General features: G+C 70.3%; 20 protein-coding genes. 12 read left to right on the top strand and 8 right to left on the bottom strand.

Features of this window, described 5'->3' with window-relative positions:
* Nucleotides 1–30: 30 nt before the first annotated feature.
* The 3 genes from ACZ6SA_RS36795 (at nucleotide 31) to ACZ6SA_RS36785 (ending at nucleotide 4,634) form a co-directional block, all read left to right on the top strand.
* Nucleotides 31–810, top strand: coding sequence for a hypothetical protein (locus ACZ6SA_RS36795; RefSeq protein WP_443155810.1), 780 nt, complete (start codon nucleotides 31–33; stop codon nucleotides 808–810).
* Nucleotides 768–3,500, top strand: coding sequence for an outer membrane protein assembly factor BamB family protein (locus ACZ6SA_RS36790; RefSeq protein WP_465833434.1), 2,733 nt, complete (start codon nucleotides 768–770; stop codon nucleotides 3,498–3,500). Before ACZ6SA_RS36795 ends, ACZ6SA_RS36790 begins: the two co-directional genes overlap by 43 nt.
* Nucleotides 3,501–3,629: 129 nt before the next feature.
* Nucleotides 3,630–4,634: a hypothetical protein gene (locus tag ACZ6SA_RS36785; RefSeq protein ID WP_465833432.1), complete on the top strand. Its 1,005-nt coding sequence runs from the start codon at nucleotides 3,630–3,632 to the stop codon at nucleotides 4,632–4,634.
* Nucleotides 4,635–4,709: 75 nt separating this feature from the next.
* Here the strand turns inward: ACZ6SA_RS36785 and ACZ6SA_RS36780 are convergent, their stop codons facing one another.
* The 5 genes from ACZ6SA_RS36780 to ACZ6SA_RS36760 are packed head-to-tail and all read right to left on the bottom strand — an operon-like array spanning nucleotide 4,710 to nucleotide 10,431.
* The gene (locus tag ACZ6SA_RS36780) at nucleotides 4,710–6,329 is read right to left on the bottom strand and encodes an N-acyl-D-amino-acid deacylase family protein (protein WP_465833430.1); all 1,620 of its coding nucleotides are present in this window, start codon (nucleotides 6,327–6,329) and stop codon (nucleotides 4,710–4,712) included.
* Nucleotides 6,330–6,369: 40 nt separating this feature from the next.
* A complete protein-coding gene (locus ACZ6SA_RS36775; protein ID WP_347648732.1) occupies nucleotides 6,370–7,812 on the bottom strand; it encodes a Na+/H+ antiporter NhaC family protein in 1,443 nt (480 codons plus the stop codon).
* Between the two features lie 22 nt (nucleotides 7,813–7,834).
* Entirely contained in the window at nucleotides 7,835–9,016 is a 1,182-nt protein-coding gene (menC, locus tag ACZ6SA_RS36770) for an o-succinylbenzoate synthase (RefSeq protein WP_465833428.1), read from the bottom strand.
* A 3-nt stretch (nucleotides 9,017–9,019) separates the two neighbouring features.
* Nucleotides 9,020–9,688 (bottom strand): MurR/RpiR family transcriptional regulator, encoded by a 669-nt coding sequence (locus ACZ6SA_RS36765; protein WP_132332880.1) that lies wholly within the window; start codon nucleotides 9,686–9,688, stop codon nucleotides 9,020–9,022.
* A complete protein-coding gene (locus ACZ6SA_RS36760; protein WP_465833426.1) occupies nucleotides 9,685–10,431 on the bottom strand; it encodes a GNAT family N-acetyltransferase in 747 nt (248 codons plus the stop codon). Before ACZ6SA_RS36760 ends, ACZ6SA_RS36765 begins: the two co-directional genes overlap by 4 nt.
* Before the next feature lie 248 nt (nucleotides 10,432–10,679).
* Here ACZ6SA_RS36760 and ACZ6SA_RS36755 point away from each other — a divergent pair, with 248 nt between their 5' ends.
* From ACZ6SA_RS36755 to ACZ6SA_RS36740, 4 genes are all read left to right on the top strand, one after another.
* Nucleotides 10,680–11,882, top strand: a complete 1,203-nt coding sequence (locus ACZ6SA_RS36755) for a M20/M25/M40 family metallo-hydrolase (protein ID WP_465833424.1) — start codon at nucleotides 10,680–10,682, stop codon at nucleotides 11,880–11,882.
* 125 nt (nucleotides 11,883–12,007) lie between these two features.
* Nucleotides 12,008–12,451, top strand: a complete 444-nt coding sequence (locus ACZ6SA_RS36750; protein ID WP_465833422.1) for an Rrf2 family transcriptional regulator — start codon at nucleotides 12,008–12,010, stop codon at nucleotides 12,449–12,451.
* A gap of 92 nt (nucleotides 12,452–12,543) precedes the next feature.
* Nucleotides 12,544–14,001: an MFS transporter gene (locus tag ACZ6SA_RS36745; RefSeq protein ID WP_465833420.1), complete on the top strand. Its 1,458-nt coding sequence runs from the start codon at nucleotides 12,544–12,546 to the stop codon at nucleotides 13,999–14,001.
* 595 nt (nucleotides 14,002–14,596) lie between these two features.
* Complete coding sequence (locus tag ACZ6SA_RS36740; RefSeq protein WP_465833418.1) at nucleotides 14,597–14,992, top strand: spore-associated protein A; 396 nt, start codon at nucleotides 14,597–14,599, stop codon at nucleotides 14,990–14,992.
* A 297-nt stretch (nucleotides 14,993–15,289) separates the two neighbouring features.
* On the opposite strand, the gene ACZ6SA_RS36735 is transcribed toward ACZ6SA_RS36740, so the two are convergent.
* A complete protein-coding gene (locus tag ACZ6SA_RS36735; protein ID WP_465833416.1) occupies nucleotides 15,290–15,883 on the bottom strand; it encodes a TetR/AcrR family transcriptional regulator in 594 nt (197 codons plus the stop codon).
* Nucleotides 15,884–15,978: 95 nt separating this feature from the next.
* Between ACZ6SA_RS36735 and ACZ6SA_RS36730 the strand changes: the two genes are divergently transcribed.
* From ACZ6SA_RS36730 to nadE, 3 genes are all read left to right on the top strand, one after another.
* Nucleotides 15,979–16,866, top strand: a complete 888-nt coding sequence (locus ACZ6SA_RS36730; RefSeq protein WP_465833414.1) for an SDR family oxidoreductase — start codon at nucleotides 15,979–15,981, stop codon at nucleotides 16,864–16,866.
* A 31-nt stretch (nucleotides 16,867–16,897) separates the two neighbouring features.
* Nucleotides 16,898–17,626 (top strand): GlxA family transcriptional regulator, encoded by a 729-nt coding sequence (locus ACZ6SA_RS36725; RefSeq protein ID WP_465833412.1) that lies wholly within the window; start codon nucleotides 16,898–16,900, stop codon nucleotides 17,624–17,626.
* 175 nt (nucleotides 17,627–17,801) lie between these two features.
* Nucleotides 17,802–18,632, top strand: a complete 831-nt coding sequence (nadE, locus tag ACZ6SA_RS36720; protein WP_465833409.1) for an ammonia-dependent NAD(+) synthetase — start codon at nucleotides 17,802–17,804, stop codon at nucleotides 18,630–18,632.
* Here the strand turns inward: nadE and ACZ6SA_RS36715 are convergent.
* Complete coding sequence (locus tag ACZ6SA_RS36715) at nucleotides 18,587–19,114, bottom strand: hypothetical protein (protein ID WP_465833407.1); 528 nt, start codon at nucleotides 19,112–19,114, stop codon at nucleotides 18,587–18,589. The genes nadE and ACZ6SA_RS36715 overlap by 46 nt on opposite strands.
* Nucleotides 19,115–19,658: 544 nt before the next feature.
* Between ACZ6SA_RS36715 and ACZ6SA_RS36710 the strand changes: the two genes are divergently transcribed.
* Nucleotides 19,659–20,309, top strand: coding sequence for a hypothetical protein (locus tag ACZ6SA_RS36710; protein WP_347648720.1), 651 nt, complete (start codon nucleotides 19,659–19,661; stop codon nucleotides 20,307–20,309).
* A gap of 2 nt (nucleotides 20,310–20,311) precedes the next feature.
* Here the strand turns inward: ACZ6SA_RS36710 and ACZ6SA_RS36705 are convergent, their stop codons facing one another.
* Nucleotides 20,312–20,953: a TetR/AcrR family transcriptional regulator gene (locus tag ACZ6SA_RS36705; protein ID WP_347648719.1), complete on the bottom strand. Its 642-nt coding sequence runs from the start codon at nucleotides 20,951–20,953 to the stop codon at nucleotides 20,312–20,314.
* Between the two features lie 66 nt (nucleotides 20,954–21,019).
* On the opposite strand from ACZ6SA_RS36705, the gene ACZ6SA_RS36700 reads away from it, so the two are divergent.
* Nucleotides 21,020–21,673 (top strand): hypothetical protein, encoded by a 654-nt coding sequence (locus ACZ6SA_RS36700; RefSeq protein WP_347648718.1) that lies wholly within the window; start codon nucleotides 21,020–21,022, stop codon nucleotides 21,671–21,673.
* The last annotated feature ends 5 nt before the right edge of the window (nucleotides 21,674–21,678 follow it).

Here is a 21,678-nt window from a genome sequence, read left to right as displayed (position 1 = left end):
CCCGCCAAGGAGGCGGGAGGATGGAAGGCCATGCGGACGTGGCTGGCGGGGATCGTCAGCGCCGTGATCGTCGCGGCGGTCGGGGTCGTGTTCTCCGCCTGGTACAACGCGAGCGGCTCCGACGCCGTCGACGGCATCAGCGGCGAGCCCCCGATCAAGGTCGGCCACGTGGCCGTCGACCACGCCGCGCAGGACACCGCCCTGCGGGAAGCGGTGACCGACCCGGCGGACCGGGCGCTCCTGCTGGGCAGCGCGTCCGGCTCGCGACGTGACGCGGTCATGGCGCGCCACGACCGGGCGCCGGTGGAGACGGCCGAGCTCACCGTCGTCCTCGTCGGCAACCGCAGCAGCCTGCGCATCGTCGACATCCGGCCGCGGGTCCTCGACCGCAAGCCCGTCTCGGACGGCGCGCTGTTCGTCCACAGCCCCGCCGGAGAGGCCGCCACCGTCGAGCTCTCCGCCGACCTCGACGAACCCGCACCCCGCTTCACCTCTCCCGAAGATCCGGACATCTCGTACTTCAGGAAGAAGCAGATCGACCTCAAACGGGACGAACGGGTCACGCTTGCCCTGACGGTCACGGGCACGGCCGCCTACTACGCCTTCGACCTGGTCATCACCGCGCTCGCGGGGGACCGGACCGAGCAGGTGACGGTGCAAGGGCCGGACAGCACCCCGTTCCGGGTGACCGGCACCTCCAGCTCCTATCGCGCCTACTACACGACCTCCCCGCTCGGCGGCTGGCAGCCGATCTCCAGGAGCGGCGCGTGCGCGATCGAACGGAAGCTCGCCAAGGCCGGGAAGTGCTGACCCCGCGCCGGTACCGGTCCGCCGCGCTCCTGCTCGTGGTCGTCCTGGCGGCGTGCCCGGCCGCGGCCGTGGACACCACGCTCGCCCGCGTACCCGTCGAATGGCGTGCGTCGTGGTCGGTGCCCGCGGACGCCGAGAACGGCGTCGAGTTCCTGGGGACCGCGGGCCACGCCGTGTCCGACCGGGCGGTCGCCGTGGCGACCCGCCAGGGCACCGTACGCGTGCACGACCCTCGCACGGGCACGCTCCAGCGCACCATCCCCGCCGACCCGGCCCGGCCCGCGCCCGTCACCGGCGTCTGGATCGCGGGCGGCACGCTCGCCGTCGCCAGAGGAGAACCGGACGGCACCCAGCAGACCCTGTACGGCCACGACCTGGGGACGGGCGCGCCGCTGTGGCGGCGCACGATCACCACCGGCCACCGTCAGCCCCGGCTCGGCGACACCGGCTTCTACCACGGCCCGCGCATCATGGCGACCGAGCGCGGCATCGTGGTGTTCGAACGGCTGGACGAACCCCTCGACATCCAGGCCCTCGACGCGCGGACCGGAACGACCACGGCCAGGGTGACCTACCCGCGAGGCTGCCGGCTGACCGGCGCCGCGACAACCCGATCGGTGCTCCTGCTCAGCTACTGCCAGGGCAACGAGCTGCGGCTGGCCTCGATGGATCCGCGTACCCTACGGCAGGTGTGGACGCGCCTGTTGCCGTCGACGGCCTCCCCCAAGGACGGGGGCCCGCCGATCCGGCTCACGGCCAACGCCGAAGGGTACGCGCGCGCCAGGGCGGGCGAGGACGACTTCTTCTTCGGGCCCGGCGGCCGTCTGCTGTCCACCGGCTCGAAGACCGCCAAGGTCACGGATCCCGACCGCTGGAACCCGCCCCTGTACGCCGGCTCCTTCACCGTGGCGAACGACCAGGGCCGTACCCTGCAGGACTCCACGTGGCCGCTGCCCGCCTACCTGATCTCCGTGGACCCCGGCACCGGACGGCTCGCCGGGCTGCCCGTCGACCTGCCCGCTCACCTCGTCTCCCTCGCCGGGGCGAGCCAGGACCTGGCCTTCGTGCTCAGCCATGTCCCCGGGGACGAGCGGCTCACCGCGTACAGGCTGATCTATGGGACCGCCCGCCCGAAGACCGCCTGGCCGGACGCCTGCGGCCTGCTGACCGGCCGCGATCTGGCGGCCTTCGCGGACGGCTACCGCGCGGTCCCCGCGACGGACGGCGCGGCGAGATGCGACTGGATACCGCCGCGTGACGACGGCGCCGTCGTCACGCTGTCCGTGGACTGGGTGTCGTCGTCGCATGCGAGCGCGCGCAGGTTGTACACCGCCGAGACCGCCGCCATCAGAGCGACCGGCGACATCGACCCCACCACCGAGGCGCCGGGCTTCCTGTCCTTCACCGTGCACGAGACGAACGGCTCCTACGGCGCGACGATCATCAACGCGGGCCCCGTCGTCGTCCGGCTGACCTCGTCGTCGCGGCAGGCGGTGCGGCTCGTCTCGCCGCTGCTGCGCGACCGGCTGCTCGCCCGGTACGAGCCGGGTGCCCGGCCTCCCGCCGCCGTGCGCGAACGCGGGTGGAGCTTCCCGACCGACGCGGCCGTGCGTACCGCACCGGTGGTGACCGGCGGCGTCGTCTACGCCACCAGCCGCGACGGCACGGTGTCCGCGCTGGACGCCGCCACCGGCGCGGTGCGGTGGCGCTATCGGACGGGCGGTCCCGTGGTGGACGACCACGTGGTGGCGCACGGCGCCGTGTACGCGGCCGGCGGCACCGGCAGGGTGGTGGCGCTGGACACCGCCACCGGCCGCCCGAGGTGGAGCCGGAAGATCATCGTCATGGGCGACCTGGTGGTCGCGGCGGGCCGCCTCTACCTGTGGACCAGGCGCCCCGCCTGGTCCCTGAAGGCCGAACTCGTCGTGCTCGACGCCGCCTCCGGCAGGCGGCTGTGGGGCTTCGAGCCGGCGGGCGACATGCTCGCCCCCGAACCCGTGCTGGCCGGCGACGTCGTCCTCACCGGCAGCGACCACGGCATGGTGTACGCCCTGGACCCCGCCACCGGAACCCGGCGGCGACATCACCGGCTCGGCGCGGAACACGACCGCGTCCTCCTGCTCCGGGCCGGCGCCACCGTCTACGCCACGAGTGGCGACGGCGGCGTGCACGCCCTGGACGCCGTCTCGGGCGAGGTCCGGTGGAGGACCCGGATCGACGGCGCCATCTCCTCCCGCCCCATGGCGGCCGGCCGGACCGTCTACGTGGGCGACGACGAGGGCACCACGCACGCGCTGGACGCCGCCACCGGCGCCCGCCTGTGGGACTTCCCGGCCAAGGGCGACCAGCCCCTGTTCACGTGGAGCGCCGCCGTGGCGGACGGGCTCGTGTTCACCGCCGGACCCGACCGTACGTTGTACGCGCTCGACACCGCCACGGGCGTGATGCGCTGGCGTCTCCCGCTGCCCGGTGGCCGCGACGCCGGCCCGGTGGCGGCGGCCGGATCCGTCCACGTCTCGGACCGCGAGGGGACGCTCTATGCCCTCGACCCGGCCACCGGCACGGTGCGATCGACGTTCCGGACGGGCGGCACCGCCGCGACCGTCCCTGTCGTGGCCGGCGGCTTCGTCTATGTCGGCAGCTCCAACGGGAACCTCTACGCCCGGCCCACGCCGCCCGGTGCTTCGTGAGGCCCTCGTGTGCCAAGGTGAGCGTGGACAGGCCTGTTCTGGCATGACCACGATCGCATGGTCAAGGCGTGGGAGTGACGCTTGGTCGTTTTCGCATGCACCGGATGCGGTGCCGTACTGACTGCGCGATTGTCGCGGGTCGAGCTTCCCGACCACGCCGACCAGACGTACGGTCACGACCTGCTTCCGGCGCTGCTGGAGCCCGGAACCTACGCGGTGCGCCCCGAACCCTCCGGGCCGCCGTGGCGGCCATGGGACGAGGTGGGTGCGCACGAGGCGGAGGCCCGTGGCGTCTACCTGCCGGTGTCTCGCCTGCCGTACGGACCCCGCGGAATGGTCGCGATCGCGCCCGGGGATGTCCGCGGCACCGTTCTCATCCCGGAGCGGTGTGACGGCCGCTGCTGCGGCCTGGACGAACGGAACGGCCCCAACCTGGCGTGCGAGCAGTGCGGGCTGGCCGTGGCGACCCGCGTCGACGACTGCGGGCGCTGGCAGGCGGTGTGGCTGGACCCCCGCGCCGTGCGCCCGGCCGGCGTCGAAGGCCCGGCTCGCACGCCGGCCGGCTGGGACGAACTGCGAGAGACCTGTCCCGACCCGCCGCCCGTCGAGCAGCCCGGGTGGTGGAGCCCGCGATGGGAGGCGTCGGTCGCGGTGGCGCTGGCACGCCTGCTGGCGGTCTCCGGCGGCCGGCGGATCGTCGTTCCTGACGGACCGGTCGCCGGGGCGTTTCGCAAGGCGCTCGACACGCTGCTCCCTCCGGGCCCATCGGCACGGAACCTCGTCCTGGCCGGGCCTGGGCTGTCCGTCACGACCGCGGACATCGCCCTGGTACCGCGGCATCCGCAGACCGGCCGGTCATGGCAGTGCGACGCGGGATCGGTGGTGCCGCTGGCCGCCGGCGTGTGGGTGTCCATGGCCTTCCATGACGACCGGCGTCTCGCCCCGGCGGCCGCCGGGATGCCGGACGCGGTCCGCCGCGACGATCCGCCACCGCCGCTGCCGTGCCGGCCATTCCTGCCTGACCTGGACGTGTTTCTCCGCACGCTGGCCCGGTTGCCGGCGGCTCGAGAGCCGTGGTTGCGCGCCGTCCACGACCGTGTGAGGGATCGCCGGCACACCTTGCCGTGCTTCTGACGAGCCGGCCTGGCCGGTGCCGTCCCCTGCTGAGCAGGGGCGCGGGAGGCACCCGGGTTGTCATCGGTGGCGAGGTCACCGGGTGGCCGGGCGGCGAGGGCGAGGCCGGCGCAGCACCGTGCCCGGCCGCGCGCCGGTGGGCGAGCCGTCGGCGAGTACGGCGACGCCGGCCACCAGGACGGCGGCGAAGCCGGTGGACAGCTGCCAGGGATCCGTGTAGGTCGAACGGTCGGCGACGGTCCCGGGGTCGAAGACGGCGATGTCGGCCACCGCCCCCTCGACGAGGCGGCCGCGGTCGGCCATTCCCAGCCGCCGGGCCGGTAGCCCGGTCATCTTGCGTACGGCCTCGGGCAGGTCGAGCACGCCGAGTTCGCGAACGTACCGTCCCAGCACCCGCGGGTAGGTGCCGAAGCTGCGCGGGTGCGGCAGCCCCGCGCCCTGCGGCCGCAGCACCCAGCCGTCGCTGGCGACCGACACCATCGGGTGGCGCAGCACCGTGACGACGTCCTCCTCGCTCATCGCGTGGTTGACGATCTTCACCGAGGCGCGGTGTGCCGCGAGGACCCGCAGCGCGGCCTCCGCCGGATCGGTGCCCTCGCGCCGCCCGATCTCGGCGATGCTGTCGCCGACGGCACCGCTGTAGGGTCCGTCCGCCAGCTCGGCGAGGATGACGCCCTCGGGGTCGACGTCGCGGCCGAAGCGGGCTCTCAGGCCCTCGGCCACCCGTTCGCGATCGGCGGGGTCGGCCAGCCTGTGCAGCAGGGCGGGAGGCCCGCCGTCCATGCTCCACAGAGGGAGCCGCGAGGTCAGGGTGGTGCTGGAGGCGGTGTACGGGTACACGTCGGCGGCGGCGTCCACGCCGCGCTCCCGCGCCCGGTCCAGTTCGGCGAGCGCGGTGACGACGGAGCCGTGGTTCTCCGGTCCCATCGCCTTGAGGTGGGAGATCTCCAGCCGGCCGCCGGCGGCCTCCGCCGCGCCCAGCGCCTCGCGTACGGCGGGCAGCAGCGCCGCCGCCTCGTTGCGCATGTGCGTCGAGTACAGCAGGCCCGCCGCCGCCGCTTCGGCCACCAGCGCGCGTACCTCCTCCTCGGTGGCGAAGGAACCCGGGGCGTAGATCAGGCCGGTGGAGAAGCCGTAGGCGCCCTGGGCCGCCGCCGCGCGGAGCAGCGCGCGCATCGCGCCGAGCTCGGCGGGCTCGGGGGGCCGTTCGGCTCCCTCCATGACGGCGACCCGCAGCGCCGCGTGCCCGACCTGCAACGCCAGGTTGACGGCGGGCCGCGCGCCGGACACCGTGGCCGCGAATCCTTCGGTGTCGGTGAAGTCCCACCCGGTCTCGGGAGCGAGGAAGTCGCTCCACTCGCGCAGCAGGCCCGCCGGATCCTGCGGGAACGGCGACCACCCGCAGTTCCCCGTCACCAGGGTCGTCACGCCCTGGTGGAGCTGGGTGGTGGCCTGGGGCCAGCCTTCGATGCTGAAGTCGGCGTGCGAGTGCAGGTCGATGAAGCCCGGCGTGACCGCCAGACCCGAGGCGTCGACGGTGGTGCGGCCCTTCGGCGGGTCGCCGCCGGCGGGGCGGGCGATCCGGGTGATCCGCCCGCCGTCGAGGCCGAGGTCCGCCCGGTAGCCGGGGGCGCCGGTGCCGTCGATCAGGGTGCCGCCACGGACTACGGTGTCGTGCTCCGTCACTGTGCTCATCCTCCAGGTGTCGCGACGTCCAGCAGGCCGTATCCCGGTCTCATGGGGACAGGAGGAGCAGGATGACCGTGTACATCAGGCAGGCCGGGACCAGCAGCAGCCACCCAGTGATCATCATGTTCGGCAGGTTCGAGGAGCGGGCCAGGCCCATCGCGCCGACCATGTTGCCGTTGGGGAAGGGGCCGTAGGTGTCGGCCTTGGAGGCGAACAGCAGCACGACCGTCCACGCGCCGACGCCGACGCCGATGTGGGCGGCCAGGTCGCCGAAGACCTTGTCGAGCAGCACCACCTGGGCCGCCGTCGCCCCCGGCACGCCGACCCAGCCGAGCAGCGCGATGAGGATCGTGAACACGAAGGGGGAACTGCCCGCCAGGCTCTCGCCGTACATGTCCAGGATCACCTTGAAGGGCGCGAGCTTGTCGATCGTGATGAACAGCCCCGCCAGCAGCCAGAAGAGCAGGAAGATGCTGATCAGCCGGGATGCGCCCCGGTAGAGATGTTCGATGATCTCCTTGGGGCCGAGGCCGCTCGCCAGGCCCGTGACGACGCCGAGCACCGGCAGGGCGAGCAGCGGGAACGCCGTCCCCGCCATGGTGACGGTCGCGTAGACGACACTGGCGAGCAGCACGATCAGGAAGGCGGCCGTGGCCCGGCCCGTGCCCGCGGCCGGCTCGTCCGCGTCGGTCGCCGCGCCGACCTCGGCCTCGCTGTAGAAGTCGTCGGCGCGCTCGGTCCTGCGCTGCATCCACGGGACCACGATGAGCCCCATGATCAGCGAGAGCACCGCGAGCGGTGCGGCTCCGTAGCCCAGGTAACCGAGGTAGCCGATCCCGGCCGCGTCCATGATGGCCACGTTGGACCCCGCGAAAGGCGCGACGGTCAACCCGGCGCAGCCGCCGATGAACATCATCGACGCGGTCGCCGACCGGGTGAAGCCCATTCGCGCGGTGATCGGCAGCAGGATGGGAGCCGCGATGGCGAGCGCGCCTGCCAGCGTGCCGAGGCTGGCCACCAGCAGCAACGAGGCCACCATGACGCCCAGGATCACGGCGGAGCGGCTCCTCTCGCCCACGACGCGCATGACCCCGCGCACGATGGTCGCGGCCACGCCGGTGACCTTCAGGATCTCGCCTACGCCGGACCCCAGCATGATGATCAGTCCGATCATCGTCACCTGGTCGGCCAGGGAGTCTCCGAGCAGCGCGCCGACGTCGAGCGGCGGCATCTGGGCGACCAGCACCCCCGACAGCAGGGCGATGACCGTGGCGATCACGATGTCCATGCCGAGCAGGGACAGCAGTGCGTACAGCGCGATCGGCAGCAGGCCCCAGAGGGTCGGGCCGTTGGCGAGGAAACCGGCGCAGACCGAGGCGACCAGGCCGATCAGGGCGATGATGTTGGTCAGCCTGCGGCGCCCGGGGGAGGTTTCGACGGCGTAGGCGTTGGTGTCGTTCTTGGGGGAGGTGCCGGAGGAGGTGCTCATGTGCTTTCTCTCTGCGCGGGGTTCAGGCAGCTGATCCCGCCGTGGCAGGGCCCGCTGCGGGTGGGGAGCCGCGACGGGCGGACGTGGCGGGGGCGGCGATCGTGGTTTCCTTCAGCCGGTTCTCGCCGATGAAGGCGGCGTCGACGGTGTGGCCCAGTCCAGGCCCGTCCGGTACCCGGACGACGCCCTGGTCGGCGACGACCTCCGGCTGGACGACGTCGCGGGCGTAGTACTTGGCCGAGGCCGACACGTCGGAGGGAAGGGTGAATCCCGGGAGGCTGGAGAGGGCCACGTTGGCGGCGCGGCCGATGCCGAATTCGTGCATGCCGCCGCACCACACGTCCACGCCGTGCTCCCGGGCGAGATCGTGGGCCGCCACGGCGGCCGTGAGCCCGCCCATCCGCGACACCTTGATGTTGAGCACCCGGCCGGCTCCCAGCGCGAGCGCCGTGCGCAGGTCGTCGATGGTGTCGACGGACTCGTCGAGGCACACCGGCGTCCGCACGCCGCGCTGCAGGGCGGCGTGGGCGACCAGGTTGCGCGGCGCGAACGGCTGCTCGATCATCAGCAGCCCGAAGTCGTCCAGACCGCGGAGCACGGCGAGTTCCTCCGCCGTCTCGCCGTAGGCGCCGTTGGCGTCGACGTGGATCGCCAGGTCCGGGAAGGCCTCGCGGACCAGCCGTACCGGCTCGGTGTCCCAGCCGGGGGCGATCTTCAGCTTGACCCTCGGGTAACCGGCGTCGACCTGGCGGCGTACCTGGTCGAGGAGTGCGTCGTAGGTGGGTTCGATGCCCAGCGACACCCCCGCCACGACCTCGCTGCGGGTCCCGCCCAGCGCCTTGGCCAGAGGGACGCCGCGGGTCTCCGACCACAGGGCCCAGCCGGCGGCGTCGACGCCCGCCATCGCGAAGCGGTTGCCGCGTACCTTGCGCCACAGCCGGGGCAACTCCGCCGGGTGCTCCCAGACGGCGTCGACGACGGAGGGCAGCAGGTAACGTTCGGCGATGTGCCAGCAGGTCTCGGTGGTCTCCGGGCAGTAGAAGGGGTCGGACGGAGAGGCGATCTCGCCCCACCCCTCGGCTCCCGACTCCTCCACCAGCCGTACCAGGATGTGATCCAGGTGGGTCTTACGATGGGAGCTGGTCTGGAACGCGTGCACCAGCGGCAGCCGCACGAGGTGCAGTGACGCTTCGACGATGCGCATGGTTCAGTCCTCCAGATAGTTGCCGAGGGCGTGGCTGAGCCGGTCGCGCTCCGCGAGCCTGCGCCGGGCGCCCTTCGAACTGGCGGTGGCCAGGGTGGTCAGCAGGTGCACGACCGCGGCGACCGCCGTGGGCGAGTCGGCGTAGGAGGCGCTGTCGGTCCGTACGACGATGGTTTCGGCCGCGATGGAGGCCAGGGGCGCCCGCGCGTCGTCGGTGATGGCCACCACCGCGCCGCCGGCCTCGGCGAAGTGCCTGGCGACGACGACCGTCTCGCGGCGGTATCGGCGCAGCGACACCGCGACCAGCACGTCGTTCTGGCTCACCTCGCTGAGCACGTCGAGGACCCGCACCACGGCGCCGTCGACGAGGGTGACGTGGGAGAGTCCGGCGGACAGGTCGGTGGCCAGCAGCGAGGCGTAGGCGAACGACTTGCCGTACCCGGTGACGAAGCGCCGCCGCGCGGCCACCACGGCGGCGGCGGCCCGGGTCGCGGATCCGTCGGCGGTGATCCGCTCCAGGGCCTCGCCGAGATTGCGGGTCTCCTGCTCGATGACCTTCTGCTGTAACGCCTCGGCCGACGAGCGGCGTTGCAACCGGGCGCCGAAGCGCTCGCCGGGGCTGCTCAGCCTCCGGTTCTCGGCATGGGCGAGTTCGAGGTCGCCTGTCGTCACAGGGCACGCTCCAAGCGGTAAAGGGCGGTCTGGGGGGTGTGCGGCACGCAGGACACGGCCGCCCACTTGTCATCCATCAGCGGTCCGAGTACGGCTGCCAGATCGGTGCGCACCCGTGCCGCGTGGAGCGGGTCTCGCTTGGCGAGGGCGGTGAAGTCGGACGGGATCGGCAACCAGATCCGGTCGCCGTCGGGGACAGGGCGGGCCCAGTCGCCCAGGTCAGCGGGGGGATCCTGGGCGGGTACGCGGGCTCCCGGAGCGATGCCGAGATCCCAGTCGACGAGGAGGCGGTCGGAGCCGTCGTCGTAGAAGCCGCCGTGGAACCAGCGTGCGACCGCGCCCAGCACATCCAGGTTGAAGTGCGCGTTACGCGCGATCAGGGGGTCGTAGGTCCAACGCATCCGGGTGACGCCCCAGCCCAGCGCGACCTCGCGCTGGGCCGACTTGAGCGCCCGGCCCAGGCCGCAACCCTGGTGGCTGGGGTGGACCACGGCCGCCTGGGAGTAGTGGTAGGAGCTGGTCCCGTCGGTGGCCTGGAAGCCGAAGGCGAAGGCGATGACGCGGTCGCCGTCACGCGCGCCGACGACGGAGCCGCCGTTGTCGCGCAGGGCGGTGAGCAGCCGCGGGCTGGCGCCCTGGCGCAGGTCGGTGTAGCCGAACACGTCCCGGTAGAGCGTGGTCGCCTGACCGAGCTCGTCCGGGGTGGTGAGGGTCCTGACCACGGGCGTTGTGGTTGACGTCATGAGGACGGGGTGCTCCTGCAGCGAACGAGGGTGATGTCGGGGATTCGTACCTTAAAGTCGCATCTAGAGTAGGTATCAAGATGCCGTCAATGCTGTCAATGTTGTCTGAGCTGCGAATAATCGCGAAATAGACGCTGAAGCCACACCCCAGCCGGGCCATCGCGACGGATATACGTCACGTATCATGCTCTGCAACGCAGGGGCGGCCCGCGCCGGGTCGCCTGCCCTCCAACCCCCGAGGACAGCAGATGATCAGCGTCGGATCCCCCCACGACGGTGCGGCGGGCACCCCGGTCACCGGGCTTCGTGAGGCGGCCCGGGCGCGCGCGGCGGAGATGGCGGAACGGGTGCGCCGCTACGTGGAGCACGAGACCCCCACCGGCGACGCCGAGGCGCTCAACGCGCTCGCCGACCTGCTGGTGGCCCGCTACACCGAGCTCGGCGGCGTCGCCCGCCGGGTCGCCGAGCCCACCGGCGACCACGTCACGGCCGACTTCCCCGGCTCCCCCGGACGAGCGGACGAGGCTCCGCTGCTGTTCATCGGCCACCACGACACCGTGTGGCCGAAAGGCCATCTGGCAGGGCCGATGCCGTGGCAGGTGACGGAGTCGGCCGAGCACGGCACCCTCGCGCACGGGCCCGGCGCCTTCGACATGAAGAGCGGCCTGGTGGTCATGGAGACGGCCCTGGAAGTGGCCGCGCGCACCGGCGTCCGGCACCGGCCGGTACGCGTGGTCGTGGTGGCCGACGAGGAGATCGGCTCCCCCACGTCCAGCGCCCTGGTCAGGGAACGCGCGGAGGGCGCGTTCGCCGCACTCGGCTTCGAGTCCCCGCACCCCGGCGGCGCGCTCAAGCGCGGGCGGCGCGGCAGTACCCGGCTGCGGCTGAGCGTGCACGGGCGCGCGGCGCACGCCGCGCTCGACCCCGAGAAGGGGATCTCGGCGATCGACGAGCTGGTCGACCAGCTCGTCAGGGTGCGCGAGGTCGTCGGCAGGCATTCCCAAGGAGTCCTGTGCAACGTCGGCGCGCTGTCGGGCGGCGGCAAGACCAACGTGGTGGCCGAACGCGCCTCGGCCGACATCGGGCTGCGCTTCGCCGACGCCGCCGTGGAAAGCGCGGTGCTCGCCGAGCTGACCGCCCTCGCGCCGGTGCGCGAGGGGGCGCGGGTCCGGGCGGAGATCCTGTCCAGCAGGCCCACCTGGACCTCCGACGGCCCCGACGACCCCTTCAGCGCCGCCGTACGCACGGCGGGGCAGCGGCTGGGCCAGGACATCGCCGCCGAACCCGCCGCGGGGGCCGCCGACACGAACACGGCCGGCTCGCTGGGCCTGCCCACACTCGACGGGTTCGGTCCCCTCGGGGCGGGCGCGCACGCGCTGCACGAGCGGATCGTGCTGTCCACCCTGCCCGAGCGCGCGGCCCTGGTCGCGGGAATCCTCGCCGAGCTCTGACCACCTCCCCGGCACGCGCGCGGTGAGCATCCACGCCGACGCACCTTCTGGATTGACGAGCGATCAAACTGCAACTAGCCTCATTACAGTTCAATCCGCATGCAGCGGAGCGCGAAGGGGTGCGGGTGAGTCTCAGCAGCAGGAGCGCGGTCGCGATTCACGCGCTCACGATGTTGGCGCGCTGGGAACGCTCACTGACCTCCGCGGAGATCGCGGACAGCCTGGCGAGCAATCCGGTTCTCGTGCGGCGCATCCTCGGCAGCCTGCGGGACGCCGGCTTGGTATGGTCCACCGAGGGGCGTGGCGGCGGCTGGTCCCTTGCCCGCGCCCCGCGCGAGATCACGCTCCACGACGCCTACGGCGCCGTCGAGGAGGGGCCGATCCTGTCGCGGCACGCCCATCCGGCCAGCGATGCATGCGAGGTCGGGCGCCACATGCAAAACCTGCTCGAGGTGGAGTTCCGGGACGCGGAACAGGCCATGAAGGAACGGCTCGGCCGGACGACCATCGCCCACCTGGTCGAGCAGGTGCTGGCCGCCGAGCGTGAGCTCGCACCACCGAATCGCTAGCCGAGCACTGGCGGAGGCACGCCCTCCGCCCTTCTTTCTGCCCTAACTGTAACTGCTTCAGTGGCAGTATTGCCGCACGGAGGACGCGTCGCATGACACCCACGTCGACCGCAACCGAACGAACCGGCTCAGGGCCGGCCCTGCTGGCAGTGCTCCTGCCGGCGATGCTCGCCACGGTCATCGCCAGCGACATGGTCAATCTCGTGCTCCCGTCGATCGGAGCGGAGTTCGGGGCTTCCGAGGCGGAGCTCGCGTGGGTCGTCACCGGGTTTCTGCTGACGTTCTCGGTCGGCATCCCCTTCTACGGCCGCATCTCCGACCGGGTGAGCCTGCGGCGTCTCTTCGCTTTCGCCCTGCTGGCATACGCCGCCGGCAGCCTGATCTGCGCGCTCGCCCCGGATCTCCTCGTGCTCGTGCTCGGGCGGATCGTGATGGGGGTGGGCGCGGCCGCGATCCCGGTGCTCTCCATCATCGCCGTCACCAGGTTGATGCCGGAGGACAAGCGGGGGATGGGGATCGGCGTCGTTTCCGCGGCCGCGGGCATCGGCACCGCCGCCGGACCGGCTGTCGGTGGCGGGATCGGCCAGTTCCTCGGCTGGCCCGCGCTGTTCTGGCTCATGCTCGCGGTCGCGTGCGTGCTGCTTCCCGTGACGCTGCGGGTGCTACCGGGCGGGGCCCCGGCCGGGGCGGAGCGGTTCGATCTTCCCGGCGGCATCCTCCTGGGCCTCGGCGCCGGCCTGATCCTTTTCGGCATCACCCAGGCACAGGTCGCCGGCCTGACCGCACCCACGTCCTGGGGCAGCCTCGTGGTGGCGATCGTGGCCATCGCGCTCTTCGGGTGGCGCACCGCCCGCAGCGCGCAGCCGTTCATCCCGCCCGCGCTGTTCACCCATCAGATCTACCGGGCCGGGGTCGTCGTCGCGTTCCTCGCCATGATCATCAACCTCGGCGGCCTGGTCTTCGTGCCGCTCCTGGTGGTTGACGTCAACGGTCTCGAACCGGGGGCCGGGGCCCTGGTCATGATCCCGGCCGGGGTGGCCGTCGCCATCGTCTCTCCGTTGATCGGCCGCCTCGCCGATCGCATCGGCACCCGGCTCCTGGTGCTTACGGGCCTCGCAGCCGTCGGAGTGTTCGCGCTGTTCCTGTCGACCTTCGCGGGAGGCACGTCGGCGATCCCCGCTGGAGTCGGGATATTCGGGCTCAGCGTCGGGTTCGTCTGCGTGATGACACCGATCATCAGCGCCGTGGCAAGCGCGCTGCCGGCCGACCAGGTCGGCGCCGGCCTCGGGATCCTGCAAGGAGCCCAGTTTCTTGGCGCGGGTACCGGCCCCGCCCTGTTCGGTGTGCTGGTGACCGCAAGACAGCAGAGCGGCAGCGGCGCCATCAACCCCCTGCACTCCGGGCACGAAGGCGCTGCCTTCTCCGACGCCTTCCTGGCCATGGCCGTGGTCGTCATCCCGGCGTTGATCATCGCGTTCCGGATGCATTCCACCCCGGCGCCGGCGGGGCCACCCCGCACCGCCGACTCATCAGCGTGCCCGCCCGGATGAACGCCTTCGCCGCCATCCATGATCCACCCCGCGTGACGGACGGCTTGACCGGCCCTTCATGGAAATGGACCGGAGAACGATCACCTGGAATCATGCCGTGGATTTCAGGCTCAGGGCCGCGGCTGGGCGGGGCCTGCCGCTGCATTCGTTCGATAATTTCGCCCCAGGGCTACGGCTGACTTCTGACTCCATGCCTGACTCGCGGCCGCTCACGAGAAAACAATCCAATCATGGAGACGGCCGACGAAAGAGGAGTCCACGGCGGCGTGGCCGAATAGGTGGGCTACGCGTCCTTCGCTCAGGATGTATGGTCGGTTCTCGTCCGACGCAACGTCGATCATCTGGCCGCGCGTGAACTCGCCTAAGGTTCGGCCGCTCGGATGGGATCCTTTTCTGTTGATTGACCGTCACATGCCGGGTGTGCTAGAACCTTTTTCGCTAAATAACCAACCAGCCGACATTGGCGTGCGCTCTGTCCAGCCATTTTCCGCGAGGCCACGGTGCCATGGGACGCGCGTGTACATCAATGCCCGACCCGTCGGCAGGCGACCTGCAGAGCATCACGTTTATCGGACGATCTATCAGGAGTATTTCTGTGCGCACATGGAAGAAAGGCGCTGCGGTCGCGTTCGCGACCGTGGCGGCGCTTGCCGGAACCCTCGCCGCCGGCAGTCCGGCGATGGCGGCCTCGTCACCGGTCGCGGCCTGCGGCGGCGGTTCCTATCACGTGATCGACAAGCATGACCTGGGCCGCGCCACCGTCTACCTGATGTACAACGGTTCCACTAACTGCGTGGTCACCTGGAAGGACAGCCCCAATAACACCTACGTCGACGCCGTCATCAGGGTGGGAGATGTGTGGCGCAACGACCCGGGCCACTACTCGACTTACGCCGGCCCCGTGAAAATGTCTGCGGCCGGCAAATGCATCAGGTGGGGCGGCGATTACGGTAGCACGCAGTACACCTCGCCATGGGAGCACTGCGGCTGACGCCGATCCGGGCTGCGGCCGGCCGCGGAGGGCGAGATCTCTCCCGGCCCCAACGCACCCGGCAGGGCCGGCCTCCCGAGGGAAACCGGCCCTCTCGGATCTCCCGGCGACAAGGAGTCTGCTGCGCCCGACCAACTATCCTGAAGTACGTCGAAAAGCCGACGTACTTCACCATGCACTTGATGTCAGCTCAGCTTCTCGCGCGGACCGCGACTTCCCTTCACGGCGGGGCGGGCAACACGATCGTCGGCGTGCTCGTCCGCGGCCAGATGCGGGGACCCGGCTGCTGCATTCGTCTCAGTGGCGGTCCACGCGGAAACCCCTCTCCAGGGCTGTCAGGGTCTTGTCCAGCAAGTCGCCCAGCGGCTCCGCGTAGTTCGTGGTGTGCCAGTGCCGGAGCGTCCCGATTATCCCGCCGTACAGTGCCCCGCACATGATCTGAACCTCCAGATCATGTACGGGACGGCCCATCTGCCTGGCGAGATAATCCGCAACCGCCGAGGTGTCGCTGAAGAACCGATGAGCCACCGCCGCCTGGACGGACGGCACCTCCATCAGGTAACGCACCCTCCGCCGGTCGACCGTGTCACCGGCCGAGGTGGCGACGAACAACGCGACCGTACGGCGTAGCGCCTCGATCATCGGGCGGCCCTCGGCTGACAGCTCTCGCAGTTCGCTGACCAGACCCTCGTCGGGACCGGACAGGATGATCCCTTCCTTGGTGCCGAAGTAGCGGTAGACCGAGCTTGGTGAAACGTCGGCCGCCGCCGCGACCTGCTCGATCGTGACGGCGGCGAAACCATGCTCGTCGAACAGGTCCAGCGCCACCGCCTGGACATGGCGCATCGCTGCTCGACGCTTCCGCTCTCGCAGCCGGGGCTCCTCAGACATGGCAACAGCCTAGCCGAAATTTGGGAGTGACTTTCAGATGACAGTTACATGCACTACAGTAAAAGTGAGAGTCACTGTCACGAGCAGGAGGCGCCATGAAGGATCTAGCAGGCCGAACCGTGTTCATCACCGGAGGCGCCCAAGGCATCGGGCTCGGCATGGCCCGCGCGTTCGCCAGGGCAGGCGCCCGTCTCGCGCTGGCCGACCTCGATGAGGAGCGACTGCAGTCGGCGAAGCGGGAACTGCTGGCGCTCGCGGGCGACGGTTCGGCCGTGGCGGTCTTCCCGCTCGACGTCCGCGATCGGGACGCGTTCACCCGCGTCGTCGACGCCGCGGAGAACCGGCTCGGCCCGATCGCCGTGCTCTGCAACAACGCCGGGCTCGGCTTCCTCACACCGATCAGGGCTCTGCGCTACGAGCAGTGGGACCATGTGCTTGACGTCAACCTCGGCGGCGTGATCAACGGCGTGCAGACCGTGCTGCCACGCATGCTGGACCGAAGCGGGCCGGGGCACATCGTCAACACCGCCTCCGGGGCAGGGCTGATCGCCACCACCAACGTCACGTACGTGACGTCGAAATTCGCCGTGGTCGGCATGTCGGAGTCGCTGCGAATCCAGCCAGAGCTCATAGCGAACGGCATCGGGGTGACGGTCGTGTGCCCAGGACTCGTGCGAACGAACGTCACCCTCAACAGCGCTCGAGCCGAGGAGCGGCAGGACCCGTCCGCCGAGGAGGGGCACGCCCTTCTCCAACGCTACGGGCTCGACCCGGACGTGGTCGGGGACCAGGTGCTGGAGGCGATTCTGGCGGACAAGCTGTACGTGCACACCGACCGCTACGTGGCACCGCTGATCGAGGAGCGCATGCGGTCACTCATGGAGGCGCTGCCGGCCGAAACCGAGCGAGACCGGGAACTGGCACCGCTGCTGCGGGCCCGGCTGGCCGCTCAGAGCGAGCGGGTCCAGGTACACGACGGCTGATCAGACATGTTGTGAAGTGCGGGGGTGGGTGATGCGCGATGTCATCGACGTGCCCGGCGGCGGGTACCGGGTGTGGCTGGCCTCGGCCGGTGGGCGTGATGTGCGGACCTCGTGCGGGATGCGCATGGGGGTGGATGTGGATGTGGCGGATGTCGCGGGTCCGTTGGACACGCTCATGGTGGCCGGAGGGCTGAGTCGCCGGCGGGCGATGCTGGAGCGTGAGCTGGTCGAGCATGTCCGGCGTCTGTCGCATCAGGCCAGGCGGGTGGGGGCGATGTGCACGGGCGCGTTCGTGCTGGCCGAGGGCGGCCTGCTGGACGGGCGTCACGTCACCACGCACTGGCGTTTTCGCGAGGAGCTGGCCGCCGCCTATCCCGCCGTCACGGTCGAGGCTGATGCGATCTTCGTCCAGGACCCGCCGATCGTGACCGCGGCGGGCGTGAGCGCCGGGGTGGATCTGGCCTTGTCCCTCATCGAGCAGGACCACGGGGCGGAGCTCGCGCCCGCCCGACTGGCCACCAGCACCCGCACCTTCACCCGGATCTTCAGCCGCGAAGTCGGGCTCAGCCCCGGCAAGGACGTCGAACGCGCCCGCGTCGAAGCCGCCCGCCTGCTGCTGGAAACCACAACCGAGGGCCTGGAAGTCGTGGCCCGTCACAGCGGGTTCGGCACCGAAGAAACCATGCGCCGCGCCTTCATGCGGCAGATCGGCGTCCCACCCGGCGCCCACCGTCGGCGCTCCCGCCCGATCCCGGCATGAGGTGCGTGTTCGCTGTGGATCCGGAGCCGGTCGGTGCATCCGCGGTCGGGTGTCAGGTGATAACCGTCGTGACGCTGGGCGGGGGCGCCGCCCACGAGAACATCCCCTTGTGGCCCGTGATCGCGCCGCAGCGGCCCATGCGGGCCATGCCCACGAGTCCAGACGGAGGAGCACCATGACCGACCAGGTTTCCATGTCCCTGCAGCAGGAGATCGCCCGAGATCTCCAGGTGAGCGCGTCCTTTGATGTACGGCAGGAGATCGAGCGCCGTGTGGCTTTCCTCACCGACCAGTTGATCTCCACGAGACGGAGCTCGTTGGTCCTGAGCATCAGCGGCGGTCTGGACTCCATGACCGCAGGCCGGCTGTGTCAGCTCGCGGTCGAGCGGGTCCGGTACGCCGGGCGCGACTCGACCTTTCTGGCGATGCGGCTGCCGTACGGAGTCCAGGCTGATGAGCAGGATGCACAGCTCGCCCTCGAGTTCATCCAGCCCGACCGGGTGCTGACCGTCGATGTGCAGCCCGCCAGTGACGCAGCGCTGGAGGCGGTGCTGGCCGGCGGCATGGTGTTCCGGGACGCGCACCACCAGGACTTCCTGCACGGCAACATCAAGGCCCGGCAGCGCATGATTGCTCAATACGCGGTGGCGGGAGCACACGAAGGCTTGGTGGCGGGCACCGATCACGCTGCCGAGGCGGTCTCTGGCTTCTTCACCAAGTTCGGCGATGGCGCGGCCGATGTGGTCCCGCTCACCGGCCTCACCAAGCGCCGCGTACGGGCCATGTCACAGGCGCTCGGTGCGCCGCCCACGCTGATCGACAAGACCCCGACCGCAGACCTGGAGACGCTGAACCCGGGCAGGCCCGATGAGGAGGTGCTCGGCGTCACCTACGACGACATCGACGATTTTCTGGAAGGCAAGCCGGTCGATGAGGCCACTTTCGAGGTCATCGTCCGCCGCTACGAGCTCACCGAGCACAAGAGACAGTTGCCAACCGCCCCCTGATCTCTCGCCGCCGTGGGCTCCTCCCCCGTCAACGCAGGGATCCGGTACGGACGGCGTTCAACTCGATCCCGTGCCACCACTTGGTCGTTGATCAATAACGTCGCCTCGCGCGAGTTCGCCGCCGCGACGCTGACGAACGAATCGGGGTAGGTCGGCTCCGGCGAGTGCTGGTTCGTGTCCTTGTAGTACGTCTGTGGCTTGACCGCTATGTCGGAGGTGAAGGTCTGCACCGACTGGCTGGAGGGCAGGTGGTACATCTCGGTGTTGTTCATCGAGCTCGACGATGCGCCCTGGAGGACGTACGAGTTCAGCACCAGCTGAATCGGCCACTTCGAGGAGTCGTTAAGCATGAAGAAGTTCCGCATCACCACCACGTTGAAGGCGGACGCCAGCACGGGGATGATCAGCGACCAGTAGGAGTCGAGCAGTCCGAACGCCTTCACCACCAGGTAGTTCGGAATGATGTCGGCCCTGAAGATCATTGTGAGCAGGACCCAGATAGAGGGCCGGCCGGACCCCCAGGACCTGCCGGGTCCTGGTGAGCGCGTAGGCGAGGGTTGCGGTGACGGCCAATGACAGCGCGGTACCGACCAGCGCGATCAGAATCGAGACGATCAACGTCTCGGGGTTCGCCATCACGTTGACGCTGCCGGCCCCAACTGCTGGAACAGGTCGGCCAAGGCTCCGTACACATCGAAGCGCCAACCGCGCCCAGGACCACGCGGCACAACTGGAACTGCTCAATGCAGCCGACTGTCGTCGGTGGCCATCGGGGGGGTTCCACCGGGTTCGGAAACAGCGCGGTTGGCCGGCGATCACAACCACCTCGACCAAGCGCGGCCGGCGGACCATGCTTTTCGGCTCGACGCGGACGCACGACGACCGCTGGATCACACTCCGCCTGAATCGTGCGCTCCATCCACGACCGCCTGCGCAGAACCATCCACCGACGTCCGTTATGGTCGCCCGCCGACCTTACCTGTGTAATATTCAATAGAGGAGACGTAAAATCAATAGGAGGTGGCGATGGCCATCACTACCTTGGCGGCCACGAGCGGTGTCGGGTTCGTTCTGATGCTGATCGTCCTCAACTTCGCCTACATCCGTGTCGGTCTCCCGGCGCCGGCAGCGGGTCAGTCAATGGAGGTGATCACCGACTCCCTCGCCACGATCGGCGGCCGCCTCAAGAGGCTCTCCGTGGTCGTGCCCGTCGCCTGGGCGTTCACCACGACCTTCGCCGCCGGGCTGCTGTCGACGTTGTGGCGCGGCGACATGGAGACAGATGCATGGGCCCTGGTCGGCTTCGCGGGCGTCCTGATGCAGAACGTCGTCTTCACCACGGCGGAGGCCCTCAGGTTCGGGATGACCTCGGCCGCCGTCCATGACCGCGGCTCGGTAATGGGCCTGTGGAGGCTGACCGATGCGCTGATCTGCTTCAACCAGATCTTCCTGGCCACTGCGATACTGGGCTTCACCGTCGCCGGAACGAGCCTCGGGATCATCCCCGCCTGGCACACCTGGCTGGGATATCTGACCGCCGGACTGATGATCGTCTTCTCCTCGCTGACTCCGTACACCATCGGCGGCGCCAGCCGCTTCGCGCTGGCCGGCTTGATCGCCGCGTTCGGGTGGGGGGCCTGGATCCTCTCCTACAGCATCGCCCTGCTGAGCATCTGATCTCATGGGGTGCCGGTCGGACGGCTCAGCAGTTCGCGGGCCAGCGCCTCACCCCACCAGCACTCGATCCGGTCGGGCGACCAGGAGCGTTCGACGCGGAGGGTGGTGTAGACGTCGATGTTGCACAGGGCGGCGTAGATGTCGATGGCGGTGGGGACGTCCAGGCCGCGGCGGAGCGTGCCGTCCGGCCAGGAGGAGAACACCTGAGTGCGGTGCTCGCCGACCTGCCTCCGGCTCCGCAGATAGAAGTCCGCGAAATCGGGCTCGGTACGGCCCGCGTCACGTATCAGAACGATGAGATCGCCCGCGCGCTCGAAAAGACGCCGGTCGTAGCCGGCCATCGCGGCCAGATGCCGCCGGGGGTCAGAGGTGGCCTCCAGTTCGTCGATCATCTGGGGCACGCCCGCGGCCAGGTCCGCGGCGTCGGCCAGCGCCCAGACCAGCCCCGCCTTGTTCTGGTACGCCGCGTACACGGTCGGAACGGCGACCCCCGCCTCCCGGGCGACGTCGCGCACGGTGGTCGCCGCCCATCCCTGGGACAGGAACAGCCGGCGCGCGGCGTCGGCGATCTCCGCTCGCGTCTGCTTCGCCTGCGCCACGCGGCGCAGTGAGTTGTAGCGGCGCCGCCCTGTCTCGTTCTCCATGATTGCACCCCGTCTTTCCGTGACTTATATTCAATATATGCTTCGTCAACTCAACTGGTGGTCACCGTGACCACCACCAGTCTGGCGGGTGTCGCAGGCATCGGATTCGTCCTGCTCGCGATCATCATCAACGTCATCTACGTCCGCGCCGGACTCCCGCAGCCCACCTCCGGCCAATCCCTGGACGCGGTCACCGACGCGCTGGCCGGCGTCGGCAAGCGGATCAACGCGCCCTCGGTCTTCGTCCCGGCCTCCTGGCTGTTCACCACCGTGTTCGCCGCCGGGCTGCTCGCGGCGCTCTGGCGAGGCGATCAGACCGGCGGCAACGCCTGGGCCCTGGTCGGCTTCGCGGGCGTCCTCATGCAGAACGCCACCTTCATGGTGGTCGAATCGCTGCGGTTCGGGGCGGCCGCGGCCGCCCGGCATCACCGCGGCTCGGTGGCCGGACTGTGGGCGTTCGGCAACGTCCTGTTCGGGTTCAACCAGGTCTTCCTGGCCATCGCGGTGCTCGGCTTCACCGCCGCCGGAGCGAGCCTCGCGTTCATCCCCTCCTGGCACGCGTGGCTGGGCTGGATCAGCGCGGCCCTGCTGTTCATCTCCTCCACGGCCGCCCCGTACAACGCCGACGGCACCAACCGCATCGCGGTGACCGGCCTGCTCGGCTGGCTCGGCTGGGCCGCCTGGATCGTCGCCTACAGCATCGCCCTGCTGAACATCTGAGGAAG

The organism is Nonomuraea sp. NPDC049378, from assembly GCF_055586745.1.
Note: the sequence above shows the minus strand (reverse complement) of the source record. Positions and strands in the feature narration are given on the sequence as shown.

Excerpts from the sequence above, each read along its gene's own strand:
- ACZ6SA_RS36795 (WP_443155810.1), top strand. The coding sequence starts at position 31 with ATGCGGACGTGGCTGGCGGGGATCGTCAGCGCCGTGATCGTCGCGGCG.
- ACZ6SA_RS36780 (WP_465833430.1), bottom strand. The coding sequence starts at position 6,329 with ATGAGCACAGTGACGGAGCACGACACCGTAGTCCGTGGCGGCACCCTG.
- ACZ6SA_RS36775 (WP_347648732.1), bottom strand. The coding sequence starts at position 7,812 with ATGAGCACCTCCTCCGGCACCTCCCCCAAGAACGACACCAACGCCTAC.
- menC (WP_465833428.1), bottom strand. The coding sequence starts at position 9,016 with ATGCGCATCGTCGAAGCGTCACTGCACCTCGTGCGGCTGCCGCTGGTG.
- ACZ6SA_RS36760 (WP_465833426.1), bottom strand. The coding sequence starts at position 10,431 with ATGACGTCAACCACAACGCCCGTGGTCAGGACCCTCACCACCCCGGAC.
- ACZ6SA_RS36755 (WP_465833424.1), top strand. The coding sequence starts at position 10,680 with ATGATCAGCGTCGGATCCCCCCACGACGGTGCGGCGGGCACCCCGGTC.
- ACZ6SA_RS36745 (WP_465833420.1), top strand. The coding sequence starts at position 12,544 with ATGACACCCACGTCGACCGCAACCGAACGAACCGGCTCAGGGCCGGCC.
- ACZ6SA_RS36735 (WP_465833416.1), bottom strand. The coding sequence starts at position 15,883 with ATGTCTGAGGAGCCCCGGCTGCGAGAGCGGAAGCGTCGAGCAGCGATG.
- ACZ6SA_RS36730 (WP_465833414.1), top strand. The coding sequence starts at position 15,979 with ATGAAGGATCTAGCAGGCCGAACCGTGTTCATCACCGGAGGCGCCCAA.
- ACZ6SA_RS36725 (WP_465833412.1), top strand. The coding sequence starts at position 16,898 with ATGCGCGATGTCATCGACGTGCCCGGCGGCGGGTACCGGGTGTGGCTG.
- nadE (WP_465833409.1), top strand. The coding sequence starts at position 17,802 with ATGACCGACCAGGTTTCCATGTCCCTGCAGCAGGAGATCGCCCGAGAT.
- ACZ6SA_RS36715 (WP_465833407.1), bottom strand. The coding sequence starts at position 19,114 with ATGATCTTCAGGGCCGACATCATTCCGAACTACCTGGTGGTGAAGGCG.
- ACZ6SA_RS36710 (WP_347648720.1), top strand. The coding sequence starts at position 19,659 with ATGGCCATCACTACCTTGGCGGCCACGAGCGGTGTCGGGTTCGTTCTG.
- ACZ6SA_RS36705 (WP_347648719.1), bottom strand. The coding sequence starts at position 20,953 with ATGGAGAACGAGACAGGGCGGCGCCGCTACAACTCACTGCGCCGCGTG.